The sequence below is a fragment of the Candidatus Nitrosopumilus sediminis genome (assembly GCF_000299395.1).
Lineage (GTDB): Archaea > Thermoproteota > Nitrososphaeria > Nitrososphaerales > Nitrosopumilaceae > Nitrosopumilus > Nitrosopumilus sediminis.
On sequence record NC_018656.1, the window covers coordinates 1,172,495 to 1,189,452 of the forward strand.

At 34.7% G+C, this 16,958-nt stretch carries 19 protein-coding genes; 7 read left to right on the top strand and 12 right to left on the bottom strand.

The features are described from left to right. Positions 1 to 68: 68 nt before the first annotated feature. Entirely contained in the window at positions 69 to 1,352 is a 1,284-nt protein-coding gene (locus NSED_RS07060) for a plastocyanin/azurin family copper-binding protein (protein ID WP_232212377.1), read from the bottom strand. A gap of 1 nt (position 1,353) precedes the next feature. Beyond that, on the bottom strand, positions 1,354 to 1,842 hold the full coding sequence (locus tag NSED_RS07065) for a HEAT repeat domain-containing protein (RefSeq protein ID WP_014965569.1): 489 nt from the start codon (positions 1,840 to 1,842) through the stop codon (positions 1,354 to 1,356). A gap of 98 nt (positions 1,843 to 1,940) precedes the next feature. On the opposite strand from NSED_RS07065, the gene NSED_RS07070 reads away from it, so the two are divergent. Further along, positions 1,941 to 2,606, top strand: a complete 666-nt coding sequence (locus tag NSED_RS07070; RefSeq protein ID WP_014965570.1) for a peroxiredoxin family protein — start codon at positions 1,941 to 1,943, stop codon at positions 2,604 to 2,606. A gap of 114 nt (positions 2,607 to 2,720) precedes the next feature. Here the strand turns inward: NSED_RS07070 and NSED_RS07075 are convergent, their stop codons facing one another. From NSED_RS07075 to NSED_RS07085, 3 genes are read right to left on the bottom strand one after another with little or no spacing between them, the layout of a single operon-like run. Beyond that, positions 2,721 to 3,272 carry a hypothetical protein gene (locus NSED_RS07075; RefSeq protein ID WP_014965571.1) on the bottom strand — a complete coding sequence of 184 codons (552 nt, stop codon included), beginning with the start codon at positions 3,270 to 3,272 and terminating at the stop codon, positions 2,721 to 2,723. A gap of 1 nt (position 3,273) precedes the next feature. Further along, a complete protein-coding gene (locus tag NSED_RS07080) occupies positions 3,274 to 3,729 on the bottom strand; it encodes a 50S ribosomal protein L15e (protein ID WP_014965572.1) in 456 nt (151 codons plus the stop codon). 30 nt (positions 3,730 to 3,759) lie between these two features. Further along, positions 3,760 to 3,981, bottom strand: a complete 222-nt coding sequence (locus NSED_RS07085; protein ID WP_014965573.1) for a hypothetical protein — start codon at positions 3,979 to 3,981, stop codon at positions 3,760 to 3,762. Between the two features lie 242 nt (positions 3,982 to 4,223). Here NSED_RS07085 and NSED_RS07090 point away from each other — a divergent pair, with 242 nt between their 5' ends. Continuing rightward, positions 4,224 to 4,904: a hypothetical protein gene (locus tag NSED_RS07090; protein WP_014965574.1), complete on the top strand. Its 681-nt coding sequence runs from the start codon at positions 4,224 to 4,226 to the stop codon at positions 4,902 to 4,904. Beyond that, on the top strand, positions 4,901 to 5,416 hold the full coding sequence (locus tag NSED_RS07095; RefSeq protein ID WP_014965575.1) for a hypothetical protein: 516 nt from the start codon (positions 4,901 to 4,903) through the stop codon (positions 5,414 to 5,416). Before NSED_RS07090 ends, NSED_RS07095 begins: the two co-directional genes overlap by 4 nt. Here the strand turns inward: NSED_RS07095 and NSED_RS07100 are convergent. The 3 genes from NSED_RS07100 to NSED_RS07110 all read right to left on the bottom strand — a co-directional run bounded on the left by NSED_RS07100 (position 5,413) and on the right by NSED_RS07110 (position 8,754). Beyond that, positions 5,413 to 6,255, bottom strand: coding sequence for a hypothetical protein (locus NSED_RS07100; RefSeq protein ID WP_048103516.1), 843 nt, complete (start codon positions 6,253 to 6,255; stop codon positions 5,413 to 5,415). The genes NSED_RS07095 and NSED_RS07100 overlap by 4 nt on opposite strands. Positions 6,256 to 6,358: 103 nt before the next feature. Continuing rightward, a complete protein-coding gene (locus NSED_RS07105) occupies positions 6,359 to 7,291 on the bottom strand; it encodes a D-2-hydroxyacid dehydrogenase (protein ID WP_014965577.1) in 933 nt (310 codons plus the stop codon). 68 nt (positions 7,292 to 7,359) lie between these two features. Continuing rightward, positions 7,360 to 8,754 carry a multicopper oxidase domain-containing protein gene (locus tag NSED_RS07110; RefSeq protein ID WP_014965578.1) on the bottom strand — a complete coding sequence of 465 codons (1,395 nt, stop codon included), beginning with the start codon at positions 8,752 to 8,754 and terminating at the stop codon, positions 7,360 to 7,362. Between the two features lie 126 nt (positions 8,755 to 8,880). On the opposite strand from NSED_RS07110, the gene NSED_RS07115 reads away from it, so the two are divergent. The 3 genes from NSED_RS07115 (at position 8,881) to NSED_RS07125 (ending at position 12,538) form a co-directional block, all read left to right on the top strand. After that, positions 8,881 to 10,242, top strand: a complete 1,362-nt coding sequence (locus tag NSED_RS07115; protein ID WP_014965579.1) for an aspartate ammonia-lyase — start codon at positions 8,881 to 8,883, stop codon at positions 10,240 to 10,242. Between the two features lie 3 nt (positions 10,243 to 10,245). Continuing rightward, positions 10,246 to 11,514 (top strand): tRNA (N(6)-L-threonylcarbamoyladenosine(37)-C(2))-methylthiotransferase, encoded by a 1,269-nt coding sequence (locus tag NSED_RS07120; RefSeq protein WP_014965580.1) that lies wholly within the window; start codon positions 10,246 to 10,248, stop codon positions 11,512 to 11,514. A 73-nt stretch (positions 11,515 to 11,587) separates the two neighbouring features. Next, positions 11,588 to 12,538 carry an FtsZ/tubulin family protein gene (locus NSED_RS07125; RefSeq protein WP_014965581.1) on the top strand — a complete coding sequence of 317 codons (951 nt, stop codon included), beginning with the start codon at positions 11,588 to 11,590 and terminating at the stop codon, positions 12,536 to 12,538. Between the two features lie 15 nt (positions 12,539 to 12,553). Here NSED_RS07125 and NSED_RS07130 read toward each other — a convergent pair whose 3' ends face one another. Genes NSED_RS07130 through NSED_RS07140 form a run of 3 tightly spaced genes read right to left on the bottom strand, consistent with a single transcriptional unit; the run spans position 12,554 to position 13,642 of the window. Then, positions 12,554 to 12,895 carry a 50S ribosomal protein L31e gene (locus tag NSED_RS07130; RefSeq protein ID WP_014965582.1) on the bottom strand — a complete coding sequence of 114 codons (342 nt, stop codon included), beginning with the start codon at positions 12,893 to 12,895 and terminating at the stop codon, positions 12,554 to 12,556. A gap of 2 nt (positions 12,896 to 12,897) precedes the next feature. Beyond that, entirely contained in the window at positions 12,898 to 13,056 is a 159-nt protein-coding gene (locus NSED_RS07135) for a 50S ribosomal protein L39e (RefSeq protein WP_014965583.1), read from the bottom strand. A 37-nt stretch (positions 13,057 to 13,093) separates the two neighbouring features. Then, complete coding sequence (locus tag NSED_RS07140; protein WP_014965584.1) at positions 13,094 to 13,642, bottom strand: NUDIX hydrolase; 549 nt, start codon at positions 13,640 to 13,642, stop codon at positions 13,094 to 13,096. Between the two features lie 74 nt (positions 13,643 to 13,716). Here NSED_RS07140 and NSED_RS07145 point away from each other — a divergent pair, with 74 nt between their 5' ends. Further along, complete coding sequence (locus tag NSED_RS07145) at positions 13,717 to 14,454, top strand: 5,10-methenyltetrahydrofolate synthetase (protein WP_014965585.1); 738 nt, start codon at positions 13,717 to 13,719, stop codon at positions 14,452 to 14,454. Here the strand turns inward: NSED_RS07145 and NSED_RS07150 are convergent. Next, positions 14,451 to 16,949 carry a methionine synthase gene (locus NSED_RS07150; protein ID WP_014965586.1) on the bottom strand — a complete coding sequence of 833 codons (2,499 nt, stop codon included), beginning with the start codon at positions 16,947 to 16,949 and terminating at the stop codon, positions 14,451 to 14,453. The genes NSED_RS07145 and NSED_RS07150 overlap by 4 nt on opposite strands. Between the last annotated feature and the right edge of the window lie 9 nt (positions 16,950 to 16,958).

Genomic DNA, 16,958 nt, shown 5'->3' on the forward strand with positions numbered 1-16,958 from the left:
TTTTATTGATATATTATTTTTAAAAATGATTGAAAGTTAATTTTGTCATAAAATTAGTTAGAAGATTTTTAATTCACTATGACTTTGCCAGTCATCCAAGGATGGACCATACAGAAATAATCATATGTTCCTTTATCATTAAATGTAAATTCAAAAGTTCCGCCAGACATAAACAAACCAGAATCAAATACTCCAGTTAATCCGGCATCTACAGTTCCACTAGTTACAGTATGTGCTGCTGAATCATCATTAATCCAAGAAACAGTATTACCAGAAGATACAGTGATTTCATAGGGCAAGTAACATTCGTTTGTTTCTTCACAGCCTGGAACAGCTGAACCTACAGGTACTGAAACAATTGCTGCTGTAGGTAATTTTCGGGGTTCAGGTGTTGGTTCAGGTGTTGGTTCAGGTGTTGGTTCTTCGATTACAACCATCTCTTCAACATCGTTGACAATAATTTCACCAGTCATCCAAGGGTGAACCATACAGAAATAATCATAGATTCCTTTATCATTAAATGTAAATTCAAAAGTTCCACCAGACATAAACAAACCAGAATCAAATGTGCCATCATGTCCATCAGAAATATTTCCACTAGTTACAGTATGTGCTGCTGAATCAGGATTTTCCCACTTAACAGTGTCACCTACAAAAATAGTAATTGAATAAGGCAAGTAACATTCGTTTGTTTCTTCACAACCTGGTGTGCCAGAGCCTTCAGCGATGTTAACGGTATGAATTTGGGACGGAGCAGGCATTGAAGAGGATATAGGAACTTTAAGTGAGTCTTCAGGAATTATAGTCATAGTTGTTTCAATTCCAGTAGGTCCAGTGATTTCATCACCATGTCCCAAACCTTGTACCACAACCAAAATTTCAATGGGGGATTCACCTAACATGTCTGTTTCATGAATTGGATGTTTTCCAGGATGTCTGTGGGAATTAGGTTCAGACAAAATAGAATTCCCATCTTGTACAGCAAATATATCATAATTAACATGATCAACAATATTTCCATCATCGTCTCTGAATTCAACTTCGATTTCTAAAGTATCACCCACAGTAGCAATACTTGGCATAATACTGGAATTAACTGATAATTCTTTGACGGGTTCAACAACACATTCACCCCTATAATCTAGTTTAACATCAGCAGCATTTAGCATGCACATGTTTCCATAAGTCACACCATCAACACCACACATAGGATCCCATTGTAAAGTACAAACAGTAATTTTTTCTTCAACAACTCTTGGTTCAATTATATCAGTAGGATCCATTGCTATGAATACAATAGATATTGCAGCTAAAACTCCAACTATACCAATAATACCATAAGAAAAATTCATCTCATCCACCTGTTAACTTTGCAAATGCCTCATTCTTACTTAACTTTTCCATAAATTCAATATTAGACAAGGCAACAACTGCAGATTCTACAACAGGTTCCTCAGGGTCATTTAGTGCTTTTTGTAGTGCTTCTTTTGCATCTTTAGATCCAACAACTCCCAAAGCAATAGCTGCCTCATGACGTACAAACATACTAGGATCATTCAGGGTTGCATCAGTTAAGGGAGGTATTGCACTGGAATAACTCATCTGCCCCAACGCAAATGCAGCTTCATGCCTTACCAATTCATTTTCATCATTTTTTAAAACTTTAGCAATATACGGAACTTTATCTTCTCCACCAAAATCAACCAAAATACAAGCTACTCTTGTTCTAACAACATAGTCAGGATGTTCTAAAAGAGAGACAAAATATTCAGTATCTTTTTGCTCATATTTTGATTCCATTTCAGCAAAAAGTGCCAGTCTTTCATCAGTTACTGCCTGCATTTTGTTTTAGAACTTTCTGAGTCATATATTAGGTTACTTGAGGAAATTAAAAAAATAGATGAGTTATGTATTTAATGGAAAAAATTCAATAAAATCCCATGAGTGTAAAAATAGGTGAAAAAGCACCAAACTTTGGAGTATCAGAATGGGTACAGGGAGCTCCAACAAATTTTGATCAAGAAAAAGATCACATAGTAGTACTAGAAGTCTTTCAAGTGAATTGCCCAGGATGTTTCATGCATGCAATTCCTGAAGCAATCAACATCTATAACAAATACAAAGATGAAGGAGTTCGAGTTTTAGGTCTTGCAACAGCTTTTGAAGATTTTGATAAAAATACATTAGAAAATTTGAAAAAACTTGTAGAAACAGGAGAAGTTATCGGAGAAACCAAAGATGCGCTTTCATCATATGGTCAACTGAAAGAGGGCAACAAATTATCATATAAAATTCCATTCCCATTAGGCATGGATAATCTTACAAAAACATCAGGGGAAATTAGCCAAGAAAAAATTATGGAGTTTATTTATCCACAAATTCCAGATTTTGATTCCCAACCAGATGAATACAAAAATCAAATTATTGAAAGAGTGAAAAGTTATATGAAATCTAAGGAATATTCGGCTGAAACTTTTGAAAAATTTGCATTGCAAGGCACACCTTCAATGATAATAGTAGACAGAAAAGGAATTCTCAGAGATGTTTCATTTGGGCAATCAGGTCATGCTGAGGCAATAATTGAGAAATTGCTTAAAGAAGACTAGCCTATCTAATCAACACCAGTGCAACAGACAGCACTACTGTAATTACAAACCCACTAACAAGAGCAATTTTTGCATTATCCATATCTATCAAATCATAAAAAATTTTGATGTTTTTTATTTTCTTCTCTTAACTGTAAAAATAATTACAATTATACCAATAATCAAAAGAAGTGCAATTATGAGAATGTAAATTAATTCATCATCATTATCAACTAAAGGTGTTATAGAGGGATTTGCTGGATCTGATTCTTTAATTTCAGTCAAACCAAAAAAATGAGTCGTTCCAAAAATTTCTAGTTGGTTATCTCCAGAACCTGTAAAATTTAATGTCACAAAAGAAATTTTTTCATTGGTGTTTACTATTGGAAAATACTCTTGATCATTTAGATAAAATGTTAAATTACCACCTAAAAGATTTTGAGGGATTAGCAATTCTCCTAAATTATTTTCTAAACCACTGTTTATGTGTAAAGTTAGTTTTTTCTCATCTTTATCAAATTCAAAATCTTGGATATTAAAATTAGAAACAGTTTCTACTTCAAAAGAATATCCTCCAGTTTGAATATCCAATCTATTCACTAGTCCAGTAGCATCAGATAATAGTTGGCCATAAACAGGAGTTATTGCAAAAAGTAATGCAACAGATGCTAAGAATATAATTTTCAATTTATGCAGTTCTAGGAATTCTTTTAGTTATTTCTTTATCTTGTGCAATTCTAGGATGATCTGGGTCTGCCAAGATAACTTCAAACCAATAATGCTTTCCATCTTTATAGACAAAGTAAGAACCTAAAAATTTCATGTTTGGATATCTTTGGACAACTCTTCTATTTGCAACAGTTTTCATATTATCATCAGCCTTAATTCTTGTAACACCAAGATGTTTTGGCCTTCTACCACCAGTAGGTCTTTGTTTTCTCATACCACCAGTACCAACTCTCATTCTAACAACGATGATTCCTTGTTTTGCTTTGTAGCCTAATCTTCTAGCTCTTTGTAATCTGCTAGGCTTATCAATACGAGTAACGGCATTTTGTTTACGCCATCCGACTACACGTTCACGGATATCAGGGGAATTCTCTTTCCAAAGTCTGATCCATGTTTGATCCTGATAACTAGGCATATCGAGATTGATGAAAATCCCATTAATAACTCAAATGCTCATAGATTTTGATTCTATAAAGATAGCATTTACCAAATCACCATTACTTCGTTTAGTCACTGTATCACGTGAAGCATTATGATGATTTTGAAGATGGGCTTTTCTAGTTTTTATCCCATAATTTCTACATAATCTACAAAAATAGGTAACTTGTCTTTCTACTCGAGGTCTTGCCTGAAAAGAAGGTACATCTAAAACAGATTCTTGCTTCATTGCAGATTGAGTATCAAAAATAGTATTTTAACCTTGTCACAAATATGACAATATGTAATTTAGCTGATACAAAATATGATGACATTGACAAGCATGAAGAACGTTGAATAATTAAAAATCTCTTGAGTGGGGTTTCACATTCCACACACTCAAAGAGTTTGCTCCCGCAGAAAACTCGATAAATCAAATGGGTCCAAGTTATTAAAAAAGATTCCTCAGTATTGCTTTGAGATTTTTATTAAGTGTCAATAATTTCAAAAAAGATGACAATCAAGTCGGTGTATTTGTCGATAATTTTTGTAATTTATTTTTCAATATTCTTCTCAACTGCATATGCAGAACCCATAGTTTCTATCATCATAGAAAAGACAGCATACGAATATTGTGAAAAATTATTCTATATAATTGAAGTATCAGAAATAACAGGAGAACCTGCGATAATTCACATTAGAGATGAAACAGGAAAGGGGAGCAGTGCAATTCCCATTCCAATTGGAGGATTACAAAATTTAATTCCAGCAGCATTTCCATTTGAAAAAGAACAATTTGCACCAGGAAAATATTTTATCGATGTTGAATATAATGGGGTATCAGCGACTTCAGAATTTGAAATAATTGATTCGGATAACATTTGCATTCCAGGATCAATCAAACAATTTATCATAGGATGGATTAATGGTGAAATTCCAGATGGTTACTTTGTTGATGCCATACAAAAAAATGTTGACCCAAGATTAATCGATGTACCATTTGAAGTAAATGCAGAAAATATTTTGGAAATAAACATGCCAAGTTGGGTAAAAGAGAATGTAGGTGTCTGGTGGGTCAATGACATGATTTCAGACAAAGATTTTGCTCAAGTATTTAATTATCTATTTGATAAAAAAATTATAAAAGAAAAAATTGAAGATGATGCAATTTGAATAAACATTCAATCATAACAATAATTGCAATCATCATTATCATCATTCCATTTGCTCATTCAGGTATGAGTATTTTAGGAGTACAGCAATTAGAATACAGATGGGATAATCCAGGACAATTCAGTTTTTTTGCAATGTCTAATTCAGGAGAAATGGAATTTTGTAATACAATTCCATTTTGGACTAGTTTTCAAAAATTTGAAGTTGCAACATTTTATGATACAAAACATTTAGGATCATTTGTGGTAAATCCAACTACAATTAACCCATTATCATCAACAGTTCAGGGAGGGATTTTTTCATCTGAAGAGATTGCAGCAGCTCAGCATAATTTTATGACACTTGATTTTGAGTTTGATGGGGGAGATATCAGACTTGATCCTAACAAATTCATGATAGTAATACGTGCAGATATGCCAATCATAGGAATAATTCCTTTCTCAACTACAACTCAAATGACAGGATTTGATTTTGATAAGAAAATGAATTCTGAAAATTTGACTTGTGGTTAACTACTTTTACTAGCTTTAGATACAATACCTAGAATTACTCCAATAATTCCAGCAGATATAAACGCGACAGCAAAGCCCATCACCATGTCTTTGCCCAATCCTTTAACAGAGGAACTTGAGGGTTTAGTGGGTGAATCAAGAACACATGCTCCATCTTTGAGAATAGTTCCAGGACCACATCGCTCATCTAGAACACATGCTCCATCTTTGAGAATAGTTCCAGGACCACATTGAGTTTTAGGAGTATCATCTACAGGTGTTTCTTCAACTGGTGTTTTTTCTACAGGGGTTTCTTCAACTGGTGTTTTTTCTACAGGGGTTTCTTCAACTGGTGGTTCCTCTACAGATGGTTCTTCAACTGGTGGTTCCTCTACAGAATTATTGAAGGAAGTTCCAATTACATCAACTTCAACAGTTCCCAAAGGTAATTCAATATTCAGAGTTCTACTTTGAGAAGTAGTAGTTTCTGTGAAGATCAAATCTTCACCAAATTGGTTAATGATAATGAAAGGATCATCAGATCCTTCAAAGGTGGAATCTAAGAATGAGCGTTCTAAAACAAGATTCAATGTTGCATCAGAATCAGTGACATCCACAGTAAATAACAATGAACCAAATCCAGAATCGGGTTCAACATGGATGATAGTTAATCCAGTAGCAGTGTATTCAAAGTCAAAAGGAGTTCCTTCAACATTTACAGATATTGTTTCTGCATATACCAATGCTGTGGAAATAATAGTAAACAGAATTAAGCCAAGAGAGATTTTCAATAAGGAGTCAACACTAGGCAAGCGAGTGTGTTTTTCCGAGTAGAGTTCCTTTACAGCGAAATTGTTCATTTGTATATTTAGACTTCCAAATCGACGTTAAAAATGAAGAGACGATAATTAATCACGTAAAAGTCAAGCTTTTTTACTTATTTTTAAAGTTAAGGTAGAAATTCTAGATTACTCCACGCAGTATCTGAATAATTTTTTCAGCAATCACATTTGCAGCCAAAGATTGAGCCTCCTTTGTTTGAGCGCCAATATGAGGAGTTAAAATTACATTATCAAGTTCAGCTAGTTTAGTTCCAATAGCAGGTTCTTTTTCAAATACATCCAAAGCAGCACCGCCCAAAGTACCATTTTTGAGTGCATTGTAAAGTGCATCTTCATCAACAACACCACCTCTAGAAGTATTGATAATTTTTGCAGTTTTTTTCATAGTAGACATTTTTTCAGCATCAAGAAGGTGATATGTAGAATCTAAAAGTGGAACGTGAATTGAGACATAATCAGAACTTTGTAAAAGTGTGCCCAAGTCAGCTTTCATCAGACCGACTTCTTTTGCAAATTCTTCATCAATTGGTATTACATCATAACCTATGATATTCATGTTTAATGCACGTGCAAGTCTTCCTAGTCTTTTTCCAATATTCCCTAAACCAATAATTCCCAAATATTTTCCTCGAAGCTCTGTTCCTTTGAGTTCTTTTTTGAGCCATTTTCCATTTCTTATTTCTCTATCACCTCGTGTAGTTTGTCTAGCTAGAGATAGCATTAGACCTAAAACTAATTCGGCAACTGCATTCATTGCTCCTTCAACAGCATTAATTACACGAATTTCTTTTGCTTTAGCTGCATCTTGATCAACATTATCTAATCCAACTCCAACTCGTGCAATAATTTTACAATTATCAGCTTTGTCAATCATTTCTTTTGTAATAGTAGTTCTGCTTCTGACAATTACAATATTAAAAGTAGAAATTTTTTCAAGAATTTGTTCAGGAGTTATTTCAGGTTCATATGAAACATTTAATCCATTATCAATCAAAATTTTGTTCAAAATGGGATCGACTTCATCACAGATTAGTACAGAGTCTTCAAATCCCATATCTGAAGAAAATGAACAACGGAATATAATTCATTAAGAAAATAAAAAGAAAAAAAGATGTTATAAGATCAAGAAGTAAGGATTTCTGCCACTACAGGAATTACTTCCCATAATGCGACATAATCGCCACTTGCTTGCATTTCAGAAGCTACTTCATCAGTGTATAAACCGTGAATGTTTAGTGCAGGATGAGCAATGCTTTGTTCTCCCATTGGTGGGACAGCATCACTTGGATTGCCTAAAGCATATGCATAAGATGCTACTGGTGCTGGGATAACTCCTTTCTCAACTAGAACTGGGTTCAAGCCGAATGGGTCACCTGCTACAAAGACTGTAGCTGCGCCAGTGTAAATTGCTGCATAATCATGGTTTACTGCTGCATATGCACCTGGTTCATCAAAGACCAAGTCAACAATCATGTTCTGTGAGCCACCGAGTAACCATGTTTCAGTTGCTGCGGATTGTACTCTATTGCCTTGGACAACTCTATCCAAAATTTCTCCAACGATGTGGAAGAATAGTGGTTCGTTACCATGGTTTTCAATAAAGAGTCTCACGTGTTGATCATTTTCAACAAACAAGAGTTGTGATTGGTATTGCTTGTGTTCAAGTCCATTCCATGGTTGTGCGACAAAGATGTTCTTGTTTACATCGCCATTGACGAGTAAGTTATGAGCCATGTTTGGTACATAACCAAATTGCATTCCATTAACAACTGTTGCAGTGTTATGATGCTTGAACATTGCTCCTGCATCATAATTACCTTCAGGTGTTAGGTACAATTGATTGTATTGGAGTTGGAACTCTAATGCGTCTGCATCATAGAATTTTCTGTCAAGTTCACCGCTTCCGCTGGTTTTCTCAACCATTAATTTCTTGTATCCATTAGCTGGATCAACGATTGCAATTCCGTACATGCCGGAAAGTACGTGTTGGTCCATGCCAATTAGTTTGACACCAGAACAATGGTATTTGAAGACACCTGCAGATTCAGCAATGTAACAGTACTGACTTGTTTCACCAGGATTAACTGATTCAAAGTTTCCTGCTGACATTTGTGATGCGTGCATGTCGTTACCGTGACCAGTAACTTCACCGTCTGGAATTGTAAGTGTCATTTTTACAACATCACCTTGTGTAACTCTAAGGGTTGGTCCTGGGACTGTTCCACTAAAAGTCATGGCGTTGTAAGTTTTTCCTCCCATGATTGGAAGTTCAACACTCTCACCGGTCAAGTTAAACTCAACTACGGTTCTACCAGAGCTTTCTAATGCACCACAATCAGTTTCTGCGAATGCTTGAGGCATTACAAGCTGTAAACCGCCCATTTGATGGATTTGTTCAATTACATCGACATCCATTTTGTTCATGTCGAGTGATTGTCCGCCAATTTGGGTTTGTGTGTATGTGCTTCCGAATAAGGTTGCTCCCATCACAGCTACTGCTGCAATAGTAAAGAGCATACTAACACGCTTATTCATAAAGCAACGGACTTGTGAATCCTATATAATAATTCCCATTATTGGCATCAGAAATTTTGAAATTATCTGAAAAAGAATGAATAATGGGAGGAATTCAATAAAGTCAGCATGAAATTTAGATTAGATCAAGATTCACTTGGAAAAGTGAAAATCCCATCAGACGCATATTATGGAGCATTCACAGGGAGAGCAATTAAACAATATCACGTCACGGGGAATAAAAGCCATGAAAATTTGATCAAGTCATTTGTGATGATAAAACGTTCTGCAGCAGTTGCAAATATGAAGACAAAGGCCATCGATACAAAGAGAGGAAAGGCAATTGTTTCAGCATGTGATAAAATCTTGTCTGGAAAGTACGTTGATCAGTTTGTAGTAGATATGATAAACTCTGGGGCAGGTACTGCGTTTAACATGAATTCAAATGAAGTTATTTCAAATGTGGCACTTGAAGTGCTTCATAAAAAGAAAGGCCAATACGAATTCTTACATCCAAATGATCATGTCAACATGTCACAATCAAGTAATGATACGTATCCTACAGCAATGCATGTTGCAATTCTAATGAATCTCAGAGAGACAATTCCTGCCATCGATATTTTGATAAAATCTTTATCTAAAAAAGCAAAAGAATTTTCATCATTTAAGAAGATTGGAAGGACACATCTGATGGATGCCTTGCCAGTTACATTAGGTAGTGAATTTACAGCATATGTTACATCAATTACTAAAGCAAAAAAAGAAATCATTGATGCACAAAAAGAATTACAAAATGTTGCACTAGGAGGAACAGCAGTAGGTTCGGGAGCTAACACACCAAAAGGATATAGAAAAATTGCAATATCAGAACTTGGAAAAATTTCAGAGTTACCATTAAGACCAGAAATGGATATGCAACATGGGTTACAAAGTAAATTTGCAGTGGCAAATTTATCAAGTGCTTTGCGAAACTTGGCAATAGAAATTGGAAAGATTGCAAATGACATTAGATTGATGGCATCAGGTCCAATTGCAGGATTAGCAGAACTAGGAATTCCTGCAGTTCATGCAGGTTCATCCATAATGCCAGGAAAAGTAAACCCATCTTTAGCAGAATGTATGAACATGGTTTGCTTTAATATCATAGGAAACGATACAGCAGTTTCTTGTGCTGCACAAGGAGGACAATTTGAGCTAAACGTTATGCTTCCTGGAATGCTAAAGTGTATGTTAGAATCAACAGATATGCTAAAGAATTTCTTGCCAATATTTTCTGCAAATCTAATTGACGGACTAACTGCTAACAAAGAAAAATTGCGGGCAGATATTGAAAATAGTCCCGTAATAGTTACATTGCTAACTCCAAAAATAGGATATCTAAAATCAGCAGAGCTTTTCAAAGAGTCATTAAAAACTGGAAAGACGATCAGAGAACTTGTTGTTTCAAAGAAACTAATGAGTAACAAAGAGATTGATTCTCTATTCGGATAGATCATGGCAAAGATTTTCGTAGAAGCCTACGGATGTTCAGCAAGCTTTGCAGATTCCGAAATGATCTCAGGATTAATTCTAAACGGAGGTCATACTTTAACAGACAATTCTGAAGAATCTGATCTAAATATTGTAGTTACATGTTCAGTCAAAGATTCTACTGCTAACAAAATGATGTATAGGATTAACTCATTAAAATCAAAACCGCTTATTGTAGCAGGTTGTCTTCCTAAAGCAGAAAAAGAAACTGTCGAAAAGTTTTCAGAAAATGCCAGTCTATTAGGCCCAAATTCATTGGGAAAAACTCTCCAAGTCATCAATACAACATTAGGAGGTCAGAAGCAAGTTGCTCTAGAAGATTCAGATTTGTCCAAAGTTGGATTGCCCAAAGTAAGACTTAATCCATCAGTAGGAATAGTTGAGATTGCTAGTGGATGCATGAGTGAGTGTACATTTTGCCAAACCAAATTATCTAAAGGAGATCTATCAAGTTATAGATTAGGAGACATTGTTAGACAAGTTCAGACTGAAATAAAAGAAGGATGTAAAGAAGTATGGTTAACATCTACAGATAACGGATGTTATGGATTTGATATTGGAACTGACTTGCCAACTCTAATTAATGCAGTTTCAGAAATTCCCGAAGATTTTATGATTAGAGTGGGAATGATGAATCCAATGTACATGCCAAGAATTAAAGAAAAATTAATTGATTCTTATGATAATGACAAAGTTTTCAAATTTTTACACATTCCAGTTCAAAGTGGAAGTGATAAAGTTCTAAATGATATGAAACGAGGACATACATCTAAAACATATAGAGAAATCGTTAGTAAAATCAAAGAAAGATTTGTAGACTTTACTATTTCTACAGACATCATTATTGGTTTTCCTTCAGAAACTGAAGAAGAATTTCAAAAAACAATTTCATTGCTTGATGAAACAAAACCAGATGTTGTGAATCTATCCAAGTACAGTGCAAGGCCTGGAACTGAGGCAGCAGAATGGGAGCAAATTGATGCAGCTGAAGTTAAACGAAGAACCAAGATAATTTTTGAGCAGATCAGTAAATTATCCATGGATAGCAATCAAAAATGGATCGGTTGGAAAGGCAGGGTCCTATTTGATGAGATGACAGATGAGGGGATAAAAGGTAGGAACTTTGCCTACAAGCCTATAGCTGTAGAAGACGATGTAGAGTTAGGTCAATCACACACGGTTGAAATCACAGATGCGACGGTAAAAAGACTGGTCGGTAAGATCGCAAGCTAAATTTTTTCGATCTAAAATTTGATTAAAAAAACGTAAGAAGGTTTTTTATCTAAATCAGAAAATAAGATTAGAAATGAGTTTTCAAGTTAAAGAACCAGTTTTGGTCATAGGCATTGGAGGCGTAGGCTCAAAATTAGCAATGCAGGCAAAAGAGTCACTAAATTCAGATTGCCTGTTAATTAGTAATGATAAAAATGATTTATCACAAGAAAATCCATCTGTACATGTTTCAACAGATTCAGTAGTTAATCCATCTATTCAATTAATCAGAGGCTCAATTTACAAAGTCAAAGACGAAATAAAATCAAAGATTTCAAGTTATTCCACTGTTATCTTAATGAGTAATTTAGCAGGTAAAGCAGGCTCAGCCATGGCTCCTGTAGTCTCAGAAATGTGTAAAGAATCAGATGCAGGATTGATTTCATTTGCAATTATGCCTTTCAAATATGAAAAAGATAGAATTTTCAATTCAGGAGTATCCCTAAAAAGAGTTAGAGAGAATTCTGAATGTACAATAGTATTAGATAATGATTCATTGCTAGAAAGTAATCCAGATCTAAGTCCTAAATCATGCTATGATATTGCAAATTCTGCAATGATGCATGTAATAGAATCACTAGGTGCCTCTGAGATATCATCAGAGACAAACATTATCTCTACTAGTAAAAATGGACAAAATATTGAAGATTCTCTTAGAGATTCACTAAAAATGCTTTATGGTAACGCACCACCAAATTCTGTTAAACGTTCAATGTTGTATGTAGTTGGAGGCAGTAATATCCCTGTAGGAGTAATCAATTCAATTACAAACATGACTGCAGGAATTGTTAATGAAAGCAATTCACAAATTGACACGACTTCAAACTCTGATGAATCCAAAGTTGTAATGCTATCATCAATTCAAGGAATGACAAAGTTTGATAATTATGATCCATTAGGAATGATCCCCCAAGAAAATACTCTTGATTGGTCAACACCAGATTGTAGTATTGATTGTGAACTGGATTTATACCAATTAGAATAAACAAATTTTTTAAAACTATAATTTTTTGAAAAGAATTAATTCTACTTTATCAGAAACTTTTTTGGTTTCTTTTTCAGGAGTAACTTTAGATTCTGCATCCTCATCATATCTTGAAACAAGGACATAACCTTCATCAGTTTTACTCATTCTAACTCTAACTTTTCTTGGAGGACTTCTAACGCCTTTTGCCCAAACTTCATGTGCTAATTCTTCTTCAATTTTGATTGTTTCAACTTTCATGTGATGTTGAGCAAATTCTTTAATCATGTTAATTGCTCTAACAGCTCTATGTTGTGATTGTGAAAGCTTTACTTTACCTAGATTAATTGTATAAACTCGTTCTAATTCTTGAGACATATCTATCCTACCTCCACATCAGTTGATCTCCAAGCTCTGCGTTTTGGATTGGTTCTTACACTTCTCTTTGTTTTGAGAATAATCCATGCAGGTACTGCTGAAGTTTGTTTAGTCTTTTTTAGTAGACGAATTTTCCTTGGAGAGGACTTACGTGCAGCCATAGATTTTCAGGCACGAGGAGCTCTTTTTAAATGAATCTCAGGATTTTAGGCAATCATTAATCTGTTTTAGGATTCGAGCAGATGCCCCCCATACAGTTTGATTTTCATATTCAAAAGTATACATTTCTTGCATACGATTATGGTATGGATCAGGATCTTTTGCCTGAGTTTTTAAAAAAGATTCCAAAGGAATATGTAAAATTTTTTCAACTTCAGTATTTGCATATAATGGAGGGATTTTATTAATGACTGAGATAAATGGCAATATCAAAAAACTAGAATTGAGTGTTACAACAGGGTCTAGCTGACCAATCACTTGATCTTTAGAAATTGTCAGTCCTATCTCCTCACTAGTTTCACGTAATGCAGTTTCCAAAAGATTTGAATCATTATGTTCCAACTTTCCTCCAGGAAATGAAATTTCACCTGCATGAAATTTCATATCTTTTGGTTTTTCAGTCATTACTACAATTGGTTTCTCGCCATAAATCACAACAAGGATTGATGCTAAACGATATTTTCCATTATTTTCTATGTGCGGGTTGAGAGATGTAGAAAGTGTTGATTTTAAATCATCTAACAGCATAGTAATTCTTCCCTATTATTCAATATGGGTTTTGATATTCAAAGGTTTTAACCCAGAAGAAAAGAAATGAAAATATGACAATCAGGTACGAAGCCAATCCGCCAAAAATTTTACCTGATGTAAATATTGACGAGTCAATTCAAAAATTTGTCGAAAAAATTAAAATTATTTCAAAGAAATGTGATGCCATACATCTGACTGAAAATGTATTAGGATTTCAAAGAGTTTCACCAATCAAAGTTGGAAAAATTATTAGAAAAGAAATTCCAAATTTACCAATTACAGTTAGTCTTCGGGTGAGAGATAAAAGCGAAGTCGAGATTTCTGAATTTGTAGATGAGTGTATCTCCATTGGATTTTCAGGAATTTTGGTTTTGATGGGGGACCCATCGCAAATAGGAAAAGCAGACTCTGGTCAAATCCCTAGTCTGACAGTAAAGAGATTAAGAGAACAAGGAGTTGATTCAAAAATTGACTTGTATCTTTCAATATCAAACAAACCTAACTACTCTAAAATTGGAAAGAAACTGGATGCTAAACCCAAAGGATTCATGACGCAGGTGATTCAAAACATAGAACAAGTTAAAGAATTATCTGAAAACCTCAAAGGATTTTCAGTCATACCAATTCTATTGTACCCATCATCTAAAAATGAAAAATCTGCAAAGTTTTTGAATTTAGATTTAGCATCATACAACAATGGATTTGAAAAGTTGTTAAAAGATACACAGGAGATTACAGGAGATGTTCTACTTACATCACCTAGTGACTTTAATGGATTGAATGAATTTTTAGAAAAAATATCTAATTAAAGTACAAAGTATTTTGCATCTGGATGATGAACAACAATTGCAGCAGTTGATTGTTCAGGAATAATTTGTCCAGATTCAGTCAAAGTCATCCCAGATTTTTCAGGTTGTAATAATTTCCATACCAGATGATGTTGTGTCACATCAGGACAGCTAGGAAATCCCCAGCTATACCTTAAACCGCCCTTTTCTAAATTCAATTCAGATTTAATTCTACGATTTACCCATTCTGCTAATGCTTCTGCAACTTCTACAGCTAAGCCATGAAGATAGTATGCATCTGTATACTTGTCTTCTTTGTTCCATTGTTCAATAATTTCTGCAACCTTATTTCCAACAGTTACAGATTGAAATGCAACAACATCATCATCACCAAAATAATCAGTTAAACAAAGATGGTCGGGTTTTGTAGAACGTGGAAATTCTAACTCCACATCATCCCCATGAGGATTTTCAACCAATAATTTTCTATTCTTGTTGTGACATTTGAAATAGCCATAAACAACTTCAGGCTCAAATAATTTATCTCGAAGAATTCTCATCTTCCATTCAGTTAGTAATTGTTCATGTTCATCTTCTGATTCAGAACCAGCTTTTCCTCTCAAGCCCCAAGATAATTTGAAAAGAGATTTTTTATCAATCAATGCCCAAACTTCACCCATATTGATCTGATCTAATTTTAATCGAATTGGCTCCCCAATAATTTTAGGAGTAGGAATAGTAACTGGCGTAATTTTACTTTTTGGAAGTGTGTCAGGATCTACTGTTGCAGTAGACTTTTCTTTCCAATTTTCTAATTTTTCTTTCCACTCAGCTAAAAGTTTTGGTTTGTCATCAGAAATTAAAATATCCATGGTTTTGAGCCCTTCAAACATAGTATTGCAATAAAATACTCCTGATTCATAAATCCCATCTTCTTTTGCAATTCGGTTAATGTAATTGCTGTTGATTGCAGCACCACCACAAAGAATTGGAATGGTCATGTTATTTTTTCTTGCATGTTCTACAAAGAATTTCATCTGTTTCGAAGTAGATACCAACAATGCAGATAACCCAATTGCATCAGGATTTGTTTCATCAATCTTTTCAAGAAATTTTTGCAGCGGTACTTGTTTCCCCAAATCATGTACAGTGTATCCATTATTTTGAAAAATTGTCTTTACAAGGTTTTTTCCAATGTCATGTACATCACCATAAACAGTACCTAAAACAAGTACGCCCTTGCTGGTTCCCTCTTCTTTGACCAAATATTTCTCCAGTTCTCCAACTGCAGCCTTCATACATTCTGCAGATTTTAGAACAAAGGGCAGAATCAGTTCACCAGCACCAAATTTGTCACCAACCTCTTTCATGGCAGGAAGTAAATCTTCATTGAGAGTTTTGATTGCACCATCGTGAGTTACATCTTTGGAAGCATCTAATGACAAAGTTCCCGCAGTGTCTTTAATAATTTCATTTTGTCCAAGTTTTTCTGCTATGGCAGATACCACATCATTTTGAATTCCATCTTTGAGCCTATTTACAATTCTGAAGTTAGCACGTTTTCCTGCAGGCCACGATGGATCCACATCCACCTTCTTTGATGCAGTACCACTTTGAGGTCCTGCATTTTCAAAGTAAGTAATCAAGTCTGCCAAAGCATTTGGATGAGTGTTAAAGATTAGATCTTCTGCTAGTTTTTTCTCTTTTTCGTCAATTTCACCATATGGAATAATCTCTTTTGCGTTAACTATTGCAGTATCAAGACCAGTTTTGACTGCATGATACAAGAAAACAGAATTTAGAATTTTTCTGGCATATGGTGCCAAACCAAAACTAATGTTACTTAGTCCCAATGTAGTAAAGGCATTAGGAAATTTTTCTTTAACTAATCTAATTCCTTCAAGTGTATTTTTTCCTGCATCAATAAATTCATCTTCTCCTGTTGCCAAAGTAAATGTAAGAACATCAAAAATAAACTGTTCAATTTTCAAGCCATATTTTTTTCCTGTTTCATAAAGCAATTCTGCAGTGTCAATTTTTTGTTGCGGAGTTTTTGCCATTCCATCAGGGCCAATACACAAAGCAATTGCAGGCAAACCATATTTTGCCATGATAGGAGCAAGTTTTTCAAATCTACTTCCATCACCTTCAAGGTTTATGGAATTAATTATTGGCCTTCCAGGGATCTGAGTAACTGCAGCCTCAATGACTTCAGGATCTGTAGAATCAATTACTAGCGGCGCATCAATTTCTAAGCTTAATCGTTTTACCAAATTTAGCATAAACTCGCGTTCATCCGCACGTTCGGTAGTTGCAACACAAACATCAAGACAATGTGCACCATCCTCAACTTGCATTCGCCCTAAATCAACCAAGCCATCATAATCATCATCAAGAACCAGTTTCTTAGCTTTACGAGAACCTTGAGTATTGATCCTCTCACCAATAATTAGAGGTGGAGGAACTTGCTTAAGATCAACTGCCTTTAATGCCGAACTTACTCTAGGAACTGTCAATGTTATAAA

Bases quoted from the DNA above. Each gene is read 5' to 3' on its own strand.
- NSED_RS07060 (WP_232212377.1), bottom strand. From the start codon at position 1,352: ATGAATTTTTCTTATGGTATTATTGGTATAGTTGGAGTTTTAGCTGCA.
- NSED_RS07065 (WP_014965569.1), bottom strand. From the start codon at position 1,842: ATGCAGGCAGTAACTGATGAAAGACTGGCACTTTTTGCTGAAATGGAA.
- NSED_RS07070 (WP_014965570.1), top strand. From the start codon at position 1,941: ATGAGTGTAAAAATAGGTGAAAAAGCACCAAACTTTGGAGTATCAGAA.
- NSED_RS07080 (WP_014965572.1), bottom strand. From the start codon at position 3,729: ATGCCTAGTTATCAGGATCAAACATGGATCAGACTTTGGAAAGAGAAT.
- NSED_RS07085 (WP_014965573.1), bottom strand. From the start codon at position 3,981: ATGAAGCAAGAATCTGTTTTAGATGTACCTTCTTTTCAGGCAAGACCT.
- NSED_RS07100 (WP_048103516.1), bottom strand. From the start codon at position 6,255: ATGAACAATTTCGCTGTAAAGGAACTCTACTCGGAAAAACACACTCGC.
- NSED_RS07105 (WP_014965577.1), bottom strand. From the start codon at position 7,291: ATGGGATTTGAAGACTCTGTACTAATCTGTGATGAAGTCGATCCCATT.
- NSED_RS07110 (WP_014965578.1), bottom strand. From the start codon at position 8,754: ATGCTCTTTACTATTGCAGCAGTAGCTGTGATGGGAGCAACCTTATTC.
- NSED_RS07115 (WP_014965579.1), top strand. From the start codon at position 8,881: ATGAAATTTAGATTAGATCAAGATTCACTTGGAAAAGTGAAAATCCCA.
- NSED_RS07120 (WP_014965580.1), top strand. From the start codon at position 10,246: ATGGCAAAGATTTTCGTAGAAGCCTACGGATGTTCAGCAAGCTTTGCA.
- NSED_RS07125 (WP_014965581.1), top strand. From the start codon at position 11,588: ATGAGTTTTCAAGTTAAAGAACCAGTTTTGGTCATAGGCATTGGAGGC.
- NSED_RS07130 (WP_014965582.1), bottom strand. From the start codon at position 12,895: ATGTCTCAAGAATTAGAACGAGTTTATACAATTAATCTAGGTAAAGTA.
- NSED_RS07135 (WP_014965583.1), bottom strand. From the start codon at position 13,056: ATGGCTGCACGTAAGTCCTCTCCAAGGAAAATTCGTCTACTAAAAAAG.
- NSED_RS07140 (WP_014965584.1), bottom strand. From the start codon at position 13,642: ATGCTGTTAGATGATTTAAAATCAACACTTTCTACATCTCTCAACCCG.
- NSED_RS07145 (WP_014965585.1), top strand. From the start codon at position 13,717: ATGACAATCAGGTACGAAGCCAATCCGCCAAAAATTTTACCTGATGTA.